Source organism: Pedobacter sp. 01N416, from assembly GCF_056399685.1.
In genome coordinates this window covers 1-2,912 of record NZ_JBFTRT010000613.1, presented here as the reverse complement: position 1 = coordinate 2,912, position 2,912 = coordinate 1, and the positions used below count along the sequence as shown (strand labels likewise).

Sequence of the window (2,912 nt, the reverse complement as noted above, 5' to 3'; positions counted from 1 at the left end):
GGCTTCTTTGGTGGAAGAAACGGGAAAGGAGAGCTGTTGGTACATCCAAAACGTTTCCCTGGGGGAATGAAAGCCGTCGCAGATTATATCCATGGCAAGGGGTTGAAAGCAGGCATTTATTCTGATGCAGGTATCAATACCTGCGCATCAACCTGGGATAAGGACACCATTGGGGTAGGTTCAGGGCTGTACGGACATGACGAGCAAGATCTTACACTGATGCTAAAAACCTGGGGTTATGATTTTATAAAAGTAGACTGGTGTGGTGGTGAAACGCTAGGGCTGGATGAAGAGACACGTTACACGCAGCTGGCCAAACAGATTAAAGCAATTCGGCCAGATGTTTTATATAATATCTGCAGGTGGCAGTTTCCGGGGAAATGGGCAGTTGGAATAGCTGATTCCTGGCGTATATCAGGTGATATCAGCAATAATTTTGAATCGATTCTTCATATTATCGATAAAAATGCAGATCTCTGGAAATATAGTTCTTCCGGTCATGTGAACGATATGGATATGCTGCAGGTTGGGCGGGGGATGTCTGAGGAAGAAGACCGCTCGCATTTTACGATGTGGTGCATGATGAACTCGCCGCTATTACTTGGTAATGATCTGAGAACGATGTCCAAGCAGACTTTAGAACTGGTTACGAACAAAGAAATCATAGCGCTTAACCAGGATAAATTAGGCTATCAGGCAAGGAGGCTCCAGCAAAAAAAAGGTGTTGAAATCTGGGCAAAACCTTTAGTTTCTACGATGAGTGGACAAATTGCAGTAACACTGCTCAACAGGTCTACTATGCCAGCGTCCATTTCGCTAGATATAGACAGTGTGGGGATTGTTTCAGCCCAGGACTATCAGATCCGTGATTTATGGAAACATAAAGACTATGATTTGACAAAAGCCAAAACAGCAACCTTCGAAATCCCTGCACATGGTGTAGTTACCTTAAAAATAATCGGTAAATCAAAACCGTTTAATATTTTTCAAAGTGGAAAAAATAAGTAATCTGCTCAGCTTCCATGATCTTGGTATGCATAATTTAAACCAGCAAAACAAAGACTGATCGCTAAGTGGTACCAAGAACATTACGGATTTGGTTTGTTCTGGATTGGCCAAAAATATCACTGTATTACTGGTAAATTATCCGGTTTTAAGCTTTTAAAGTTTTTCCTGCATTTTCATCAAGGAGATAGGTCGTGGATGCCTTTTGCAGTTTTCTAAGGTTATTGACAAGCTGATCTTTGAATTTTCAGCGCCCTTCAGTTCTGGCCCACTTCTTTCTAGGTACAACTTGAAACATTAGGCTTTACCCGCGAGGATATGCATTTTATTTACCTTTTCTTCTAACAGGCTTGTCCATGATTTGATATTCTAAGGCAAAATTTTATCCCTAAATAAACCGATTTCTAGCCCATCCCTTTTTTTTATAGCAATTAACTTTACTATAGCAAAATGGACAACAGAAGTTTATAACAAATAATTTTCTGTGCAGGCCATTTTAAAAAGTAAGGGGAGAGGAAGATGGTGTGCTGTGTTGATTGAAAAAATTAATGGCTCTTTAATATTATAGGAAAACTAAAAACAAGTACCGAGCAAATAACAAAAACCTAAAATCTAATTATTCCTTATGAAATCATTTCTAAAAGCTCTTATGGCGCTACTCGTAGTGACCTCGTTTTATGCCTGCAAGAAGGACAGAGACTACGGATCCCTTACAGAACGACGCGATCAGCTCAATCAGAAAGGGCGACTCGACCATCCACAAACTAGTTGTGGACGGAAGGACCAACCATGTGGTTGAAGTTAACGGAACCTATTATTATGCTGATGATATCATCCTGAGCAAAGAACAGTTCAATACGCTAAAAAAAATGACAAGCAGCCTTTCTACTCAGGAAAGGGCCACCATTGCGCAGGATTTTTCTGCAACATGGCCAGGTGCTACGGTTTATTCAACTAATACCCCGAAGCTCTGCTTCGGTGGTCTCAGCGGAAAGTTTGAAAACGAAGAGTTTTCAAAAAAGGTAGATTTAACACAAAAAGCGTTATTTTCGTTTCATGAGCGATCATATCCACAAGAGCCATAATAAGAGTTTGTTGCTTTATCATTTGGTATGTCCTATTAAGTATCGGCGGAGCGTTTTGTCGAGCTCGGTTGAAGAAAGTTTGGTTATGGTTTGTCAGGATATATCTTCGCGGTATGAAATTCATTTTGTTGAGATTGGTGCCGATGATAACCATGTTCACTTTTTGATACAAAGGGTACCCATGCTATCGATTAAAAGTATTGTTCAAGCGGTTAAAAGCCTCACAGCCAAAGAGCTTTTTCGTCTTCATCCCGAAGTTAAGCAACAACTCTGGGGAGGGGATTTTTGGACTGCTGGTTACTATGTTAATACTGTTGGGCAATATGCAAACGAAACTGTTATCATGAAATATATTCAAAATCAGGGAACCGAACCTACAACTTATAAGATGTTGCATAGAAATCAGCTCAGTTTAGAATTTTAGTTAAGCGATACCCCGATAGCTCTGCTTCGGGGTCATTCATTGCCTTCAAAGGTCAAAAGTACACTTAGCCTCTCCTTATATGGGTTATTATAATAAATGTGGTTCTTCCCTACATTCGGTAATCCTGGAAATAGCGGGCGCGGTTATCGCCACTGGAGATGCATAGGTGGGCATACATGCCGATATCGGTTTTGTCTATTATTCCTACCAGGTGCATTATGATCGAGAGGTTATCAGTGAAGAAAAAAAAAACCATAAGTATTACTATGGTGTATAGTCAGAAATTAATTTAAACATGTCAAACATACTTACCATTGAACTATGAAACAAAATTTATTAAAAAGGTCAAGAGGATCTAAAAATTCATGCCTGACATTGGCAATTGTCCTGTGCTGTGT

The 2,912-nt window shown here is 39.9% G+C and carries 3 protein-coding genes; all 3 read left to right on the top strand.

What is annotated here, in order from left to right; translation table 11 throughout:
* Positions 1 to 1,008: glycoside hydrolase family 27 protein (locus tag AC1DND_RS24640; RefSeq protein ID WP_477585194.1), on the top strand; the 1,008-nt coding region annotated here is incomplete at its 5' end.
* A gap of 674 nt (positions 1,009 to 1,682) precedes the next feature.
* On the top strand, positions 1,683 to 2,090 hold the full coding sequence (locus AC1DND_RS24635) for a hypothetical protein (protein ID WP_477585193.1): 408 nt from the start codon (positions 1,683 to 1,685) through the stop codon (positions 2,088 to 2,090).
* Positions 2,062 to 2,514, top strand: coding sequence for an IS200/IS605 family transposase (gene tnpA / locus AC1DND_RS24630; protein ID WP_477585192.1), 453 nt, complete (start codon positions 2,062 to 2,064; stop codon positions 2,512 to 2,514). Before AC1DND_RS24635 ends, tnpA begins: the two co-directional genes overlap by 29 nt.
* Positions 2,515 to 2,912: the final 398 nt, after the last annotated feature.